This window comes from Micromonospora sp. 4G55 (assembly GCF_016803375.1).
The window spans coordinates 1-6,456 of record NZ_JAEVHN010000347.1 but is presented as its reverse complement, the minus strand read 5'-3'; the positions used below and the strand labels follow the sequence as shown (position 1 = coordinate 6,456).

General features: G+C 73.9%; 8 protein-coding genes and 1 pseudogene. 4 read left to right on the top strand and 5 right to left on the bottom strand.

Going from position 1 to position 6,456, the window contains the following annotated elements; genetic code table 11:
• Nucleotides 1-164: 164 nt before the first annotated feature.
• Nucleotides 165-767, top strand: coding sequence for a bacterial proteasome activator family protein (locus tag JNW89_RS23765; protein ID WP_305070534.1), 603 nt, complete (start codon nt 165-167; stop codon nt 765-767).
• Between the two features lie 13 nt (nt 768-780).
• Here the strand turns inward: JNW89_RS23765 and JNW89_RS23760 are convergent, their stop codons facing one another.
• From JNW89_RS23760 to JNW89_RS23750, 3 genes are all read right to left on the bottom strand, one after another.
• Nucleotides 781-1,593: an HAD family hydrolase gene (locus JNW89_RS23760; RefSeq protein ID WP_238450560.1), complete on the bottom strand. Its 813-nt coding sequence runs from the start codon at nt 1,591-1,593 to the stop codon at nt 781-783.
• Nucleotides 1,593-2,414, bottom strand: a complete 822-nt coding sequence (locus tag JNW89_RS23755) for an HAD family hydrolase (protein WP_238450559.1) — start codon at nt 2,412-2,414, stop codon at nt 1,593-1,595. Before JNW89_RS23755 ends, JNW89_RS23760 begins: the two co-directional genes overlap by 1 nt.
• A 579-nt stretch (nt 2,415-2,993) precedes the next feature.
• Entirely contained in the window at nt 2,994-3,317 is a 324-nt protein-coding gene (locus tag JNW89_RS23750; protein ID WP_238450558.1) for a hypothetical protein, read from the bottom strand.
• A gap of 133 nt (nt 3,318-3,450) precedes the next feature.
• Here JNW89_RS23750 and JNW89_RS23745 point away from each other — a divergent pair, with 133 nt between their 5' ends.
• The 3 genes from JNW89_RS23745 (at nt 3,451) to JNW89_RS23735 (ending at nt 5,160) form a co-directional block, all read left to right on the top strand.
• Nucleotides 3,451-3,882 carry an OsmC family protein gene (locus JNW89_RS23745; RefSeq protein WP_088959734.1) on the top strand — a complete coding sequence of 144 codons (432 nt, stop codon included), beginning with the start codon at nt 3,451-3,453 and terminating at the stop codon, nt 3,880-3,882.
• 99 nt (nt 3,883-3,981) lie between these two features.
• Nucleotides 3,982-4,341 (top strand): metallopeptidase family protein, encoded by a 360-nt coding sequence (locus tag JNW89_RS23740; RefSeq protein ID WP_238450557.1) that lies wholly within the window; start codon nt 3,982-3,984, stop codon nt 4,339-4,341.
• A gap of 93 nt (nt 4,342-4,434) precedes the next feature.
• Nucleotides 4,435-5,160, top strand: a complete 726-nt coding sequence (locus JNW89_RS23735; RefSeq protein ID WP_238450556.1) for an AIM24 family protein — start codon at nt 4,435-4,437, stop codon at nt 5,158-5,160.
• A 39-nt stretch (nt 5,161-5,199) separates the two neighbouring features.
• Here the strand turns inward: JNW89_RS23735 and pheA are convergent, their stop codons facing one another.
• Together pheA and JNW89_RS23725 are read right to left on the bottom strand one after the other, a co-directional pair.
• Nucleotides 5,200-6,156, bottom strand: coding sequence for a prephenate dehydratase (pheA, locus tag JNW89_RS23730; protein ID WP_238450555.1), 957 nt, complete (start codon nt 6,154-6,156; stop codon nt 5,200-5,202).
• 10 nt (nt 6,157-6,166) lie between these two features.
• A pseudogene (locus JNW89_RS23725) lies at nt 6,167-6,456 on the bottom strand (hypothetical protein); the annotation flags it as partial.

The following is a 6,456-nucleotide window of genomic DNA, read 5'->3' as shown; positions in this document are numbered from 1 at the left end:
GCCGGGTGAGCACGGCGCGCGGGTCGGCGGGCATGCCGGCGACGGTAGCGCGCCGCTCCGGGGCCTGCGGGGGCGCTGCCACGGCGTCCGGATCGACCTGCGCCCGACACCGGCCGGGGGGCGTGACCGGTCCCACCGCGTGTGGCTCGCGGGCGTGGGTAAAGATGGGTGCCATGACCGTTGCGCACTCCGCTGGACAGAACGACGAGCCGGGCACCGAGGACACCGGGCACTCGGGCACCGTGGTGGTGGTCGGCCCGGACGGCCGCCCGGTCGGCACCGTGCAGACCGACGAGGCGGCGGGCGAGGATCCGACCCGCCTGGTCGAGCAGCCGGCCAAGGTGATGCGGATCGGCAGCATGATCAAGCAGCTGCTGGAGGAGGTCAAGTCGGCCCCGTTGGACGACGCCAGCCGGCACCGGATGCGGGAGATCCACGAGCGGTCGATCATCGAGCTCAAGGAGGGCCTCGCCCCCGAGCTGCGCGAGGAGCTGGAGCGGATCTCGCTGCCCTTCACCGAGGAGAAGGCGCCCAGCGAGGGCGAGCTGCGCATCGCCCACGCCCAGCTCGTCGGCTGGCTGGAGGGCTTGTTCCACGGCATCCAGGCCGCGCTGGTCGCCCAGCAGATGGCCGCCCGGGTGCAGCTGGAGCAGATGCGTTCCGGCCGGCAGGCCCTGCCGAGCGGCCCCGGCGGGATGGTGCCGGGCATGCCGGGCATCGGCCAGCCGCAGGGCGGCGAGGGGCATCCCACCGGCCAGTACCTCTGACCGACCGGCCCGCTCAGCCCACCCCGAAGATCTTCTCCAGGTACGCCGCCACGCCGTCGGCGGAGTTCGCCCCCGTCACCTCGTCGGCGATCTCCAGGACGGCGGGGTGTGCGTTGGCCACCGCCACCGCCCGACCGGCCCAGGTCAGCATCGGCAGGTCGTTGGGCATGTCGCCGAACGCGAGCACGTCGCGTTCGTCGATGCCGAGGCGAGCGGCGTACCAGGCCAGCCCGGCCGCCTTGGTCACCCCGGCGGCGGAGATCTCCACCAGCCCGCTGTACGACGAGTGCGTCGCCTCGGCCAGCCCCTGCAGCGCTCCGGCCACCACCCGGACGAAGACGTCCGGGTCCTGCTCCCCGGCCCGGGCCAGCAGCTTCACCGCCGGTACGGAGTGCAGCTCCTCCGGCGACTCCACCGCCCGGATGGCGTCGTGGTCGGCGTCCCAGCGCAGCGGGTAGTGCGCCTCGTGCCGCATCTGCCGGCTGTCGACGATCTCCACCGCGAAGCTCACCTCGGGCACCGCGGCGCGCAGCCGGCGGGCCACCTCGGCGAGGAGTTCCGGGGCGAGCGGGTCGGCCCGCAGCACCTCGTCGGCGACCGGGTCGTACACCACCGCCCCGTTGGCGCAGATCGCCGGCAGCGGGGCGGCGAGCTGGTCGTACACGAGCTGGAGCCAGCGGATCGGGCGACCGGTGACCAGCACGACCGGCGTGCCCTGCGCGCAGATCCGCTCCAGCACCGTCGCGGTACGCGCGCTGAGCGTCCGGTCGTCGCCGAGCAGGGTGCCGTCGATGTCCGTCGCGACCAGTCGGGGTGTCTCTCCCATCACCGGGAGAGTAGCCGGTCCAGGTAGACCGCGACCCCGTCGTCGTCGTTGCGGAGGGTGACCTCGTCCGCGGCGGCGCGGACCGCGGGGTGCGCGTTGGAGACGGCCACCCGGCCCCAGCCGGCCCAGGCGAACATCGGCAGGTCGTTGGGCATGTCCCCGAAGACCAGCACCTCCGCCGGGTCGACGCCGAGCCGTTCGGCCACCACGCTGAGCCCGGTGGCCTTGTCGACCCCCGGCGGGCAGATCTCGACGAAGCCCAGCCCGGCCTGGGTGAGCGTGGCCACCTGCGGCGGGACGATCCGGCGGGCGGTGGCCAGCAGCTCGTCCACGTGGTGGTCGGCGGTCCGGACGAACGCCTTGATCACGTCGCAGGAGAGGCACTCGGCGCGGCTGCGCGCCTCGAACCGGTCCTGGTACGGCCAGCTCGGGTGGTAGTCGCCCCAGAGCGGAGCGTCCTGCTCGGCGGAAGCCTCGACCATCACGGTCAGCGGCCCGACCTCGGCCTCCAGGTCGGCCAGCAGCCGGGCCAGCACCTCACCGGGCAGCCGCTCGTCGCGCAGCACCACCGGGCCGGCCGGGTCGCTCTGGTCCACCACGCAGCCGCCGCCGGCCATCACCAGGAAGTCGGCGGCGCGGATGTCGTTGCGGGTGAGTTCCTTGAGCCGGGGGCCGCGACCGGTCGCACCGACCACCGGGATGCCGGCGGCCCGCACCCGGTCGAGCACCTGGTGGGTGTACGCGGAGACGGTCTCGTCGCTGCGGACGAGCGTCCCGTCCAGATCGGTGGCGATCAGCTTGGGCAGGCCCGGGCGGATCATGGTTCCTCCTTCGCCCGCCGCCGTCGCAGCCAGCCGTTTCGGTCATCGGTGCCTCGACCCGGAGTGACGGCGGGCAGCAACCGTACCTCGCGGTACCGGTCCCGACCACGGCGTTCCGGCGAATCCGGTGCCAACGCCCGGTGACGTCCCGTGAGCGCCGCGGCAGCGGCGCGGCCCGGTCGGGACGGCCGGTCAGCCGGCCGACTCCCGACGGGCGAACGGCACGGTCGGCGTGACGGTGAGGTCGGCCGGCCCGTCGTCCTCCGCCCGGCCGGGCCGGCGGTAGTCGACCGGCTCCGCCTCCGGGTCGGTGTCCCCCCTCCGACTGCTCGGCCGGCTGCCGGCCGGCGAGCTGGAGCGCGGCCCCGGCCAGCGCGGTCGCCACGAAGGCCATCACCAGGCCCCGCCCGTAGTCCACCCGGAAGCCGTCCTCGGACGAGTAGAACAGGGCCCGCTGTCCGGAATCGTCCAGCGAGAAGGCGGTCGCCGTCAGCAGCGCCAGCAGCGCACCGGCCACGGCCAGCCCGGCCAGCCGCGCCTCCCGCCGAACGGCCGGGCCGCCGCGCAGGGCCAGCGCCGTCACGGCGGCGAGCAGTAGCAGCCCCACCAGGTACGCGACCCCGAAGCCGGCGACCTCGGCCACCCCGCCGGCACCCGGACGGTGACGTTGCCCTCCGGGCCCCCGTTGGGCAGCGTCATCACCAGCCACTCGCCGACCAGGGAGGCCGTCGCCGCGACCGCGCCGAGGACGGCCAGCACCAGGGGCAGCCGGCGGTCCCGGCCGAGCCCGCCGAGGGCGCGACCCCACCGTCCGGCCGGGGCGGGGGACGGCGAGCCCCACTCGACGACGGCCGTGCCGTCGGAGCGGTCCTCCTGGCGCGGGACGGGGAGATCCTCAGACATCGGCCACCTTCCGCCGTCGCGGGCCTGAACCGCATCATGACACGCCCGGCGGCGCCGGTCGGGGCACGACGTGGCGGCGCTGGGTACGCCGGGTCGGTCGCCCGACGGTGCGGTTTCGGTTAGCGTCGGGTGCATGCCTATCCGTACCGCTTCCGCACGTTGGCAGGGCAACCTCACCGAGGGTTCCGGGACCGTCCGCACCGGCAAGGGCGGACTCCAGGGGAACTACTCCTTCAAGTCGCGTTTCGAGGAGGGCGAGGGGACCAACCCCGAGGAGCTCATCGGCGCCGCGCACGCCGGCTGCTTCTCGATGGCGCTCTCCAAGCAGCTCGCCGACGCGGGCGCCACCGACTCGTCGGTGGACACCACTGCCAAGGTCCACTTCGACAAGACCGACGCCGGCATGTCCGTGACCCGGATCGACCTGGAGACCGTCGGCCAGGTGCCGGGCATGGACGAGGCGCAGTTCACCAAGCTGGCCGAGGCCGCCAAGGAGAACTGCCCGATCTCGCGGCTGCTCTCCCCGGGCGCGCAGATCAGCCTCTCCGCCCGCCTGGCCTCCTGACCCCGACCGGTCGTACGCGACGGAAGGGGTGCCGGACCGGCACCCCTTCCGTGGCTCCGCGCGGATCTTGACGGGGCGGGCCGCCCGGCGTCGGGGACAATGGACGGCGTGGCGGTCGAGATGAGCCGGGAACGCTTCGAGGAACTGGTCGGGGAAGCCCTCGACGAGGTGCCCGAGGAACTGCTCGGGCTGATGAGCAACGTGGTGATCCTGGTCGAGGACGACCCGCCGCCCGGTGAGGACCTGCTCGGCCTCTACGAGGGGCATGCGCTCACCAGCCGGGGGTGGGACTACTCCGGCGTGCTGCCGGACCGGATCCTCATCTACCGCCACCCGATCCTGCGCATCTGCGACAGCGAGGACGACGTGGTCGACGAGGTGGCGGTGACCGTCGTCCACGAGATCGCCCATCACTTCGGCATCGACGACGACCGGTTGCACGCCCTGGGCTGGGCCTGACGGTCCCGGTCGGCGGCCCCGCGCGGCCGATGCCACCGGTTGCGCTGGTCACCTACCCTCCGGTGAGACACACCCCGAACCAGGAGGAAACCGATGCGCAGCGCGCTGTTCTCCGCGGAGAACCTCGAGAAGGAGTCCGCCCAGCCCGGCATGCGGCTGCAGAACTCCAAGATGCTGAAGATCGAGCTGAACGGCGAGGCCATGGCCCGGGTCGGCTCGATGGTCGCCTACCAGGGGCAGGTGCAGTTCCAAGCGCTCGGCTCCGGTGGCATCGGCAAGTTCATCAAGCAGCGCCTGACCGGTGAGGGTGTGCCGTTGATGAAGCTCAGCGGCCAGGGCGACGTCTTCCTCGCCGAGCTGAGCAAGGACGTGCACATCATCGACCTGGAGCCGGGCGACGCCCTCTCCATCAACGGCTCCAGCGTGCTGGCCTTCGACTCGACCCTGTCGTACGACATCAAGATGGTCGGCGGCGCCGGCATGGCCTCGTCGTCCGGTTTGTTCAACTGCGTCTTCAGCGGCCACGGCCGGATCGCCATCACCACCAAGGGCACCCCGGTGGTGCTCAACGTCGACGCCCCCACCTACGTCGACCCGCAGGCCGCCGTCTGCTGGTCGGCCAACCTGCAGACCGGCTACCACCGCGCCGAGCAGCTCGGCCTGGGCACGCTGCTCGGCCGCAGCACCGGCGAGGCGTTCACGATGAGCTTCGCCGGTCAGGGCTTCGTCGTCGTCCAGCCCTCCGAGGAGCCGCCGGTCATGGGCAGCGGGGCCCAGGGGCAGCAGCAGGGTGGCCTGCTCGGCGGCCTGCTCAGCTGACCGGATCGGCGGGGTGCCCGGTCCGGGTGCCCCGCCGGGTCAGCTCAGCTCGCCGGCCCGCAGCCGGGCCAGCCAGGCCGCCGCGTCGGCGTAGTCGGTGTCGGAGAGACCGGCGGGCGCCGGGACCGGCCGCTCCGCCGCCCCGCCGACCCAGCGGTGCCGGGGGTACGACCCGAGGAAGCGCACGTCGGCGCAGACCCGCCGCAGCCCCTGCAACGCCTCGCCCATCCGGACGTCCGCCACGTGCCCGGTGCAGTCGAGGAAGAAGACGTATCGGCCCAGCGCCTCGCCCGTCGGGCGGGACTCGATCCGGGTCAGGTTGACCCCGCGTACGGCGAGCTCCATCAGCACCGACAGCAGGGCGCCCACCCGGTCGTGGGCGATGTACACGGCGAGCGAGGTGACGTCGTCCCCGGTGGGGGGCGGCGGCGGGCCGGGGCGGGACACCAGCGCGAAGCGGGTCACCGCGTCGGGGTGATCGGCGATCTTGTCGGCGAGCACGGCCAGCCGGTGCCGGGTGGCCCCGATCGGGGCGCAGATCGCCGCGTCGTAGTCACCGGCGGCCGCGCCCGCCGCCGCGGCGCCGTTGGAGAGGACGTCGACCACCGTCGCGTCGGGCAGGTGGTCCCGCAGCCAGTTCCGGCACTGGGTGGAGGCCTGCGGATGGGCGGCCACGCTGTGCACCGCGCCGAGCGTGGTGCCGGGGCGGGCGCCGAGCACGAACTCGACCGGCAGGATCACCTCCCGGGTGATCACCACCGGGTCCCCCTCGGCGAGCTCGTCGAGGGTCACCCCGACCGCGCCGCCGATGGAGTTCTCCAGCGGCACCAGGGCCGCGTCGGCGTCCCCCGCCCGTACGCTCTCCAGCGCCTCGCCGACGCTGCGCGCCGGCGTACGGCTGCCGTGCTCGGCGGCGGGCACGGTGCGCAGTGCCTGCTCGGCGAAGGTGCCCTCGGGTCCGAGGTAGACGTAACGGGTCGGCGGTGTACCGGGCATGTCGCCCAGCCTACGCACCGGGTACCGCCCCCGTGCCGGCGTCGCAGGCCAACGTCCGGATGCCGGGCGGCGCGACGGTCCGCACCTCGATCGAGCAGACGTCGGTCCCGGCGGTGACCAGGCGCAGCGCGGTGGACTCGGTACGGGTGACCACCTGGAGTTCCTCGTGCCCGGTCACGGCCAGCACGGTGTACTGCCAGTCGGCCGCGCAGAGCGGCCCCTGGGTGGCGCGCACCGACACGCCCCGGGGGAGCACCCGGCCGCGGAGCAGCCCCACCACCCGGTCGGCGGAGGGGCGGC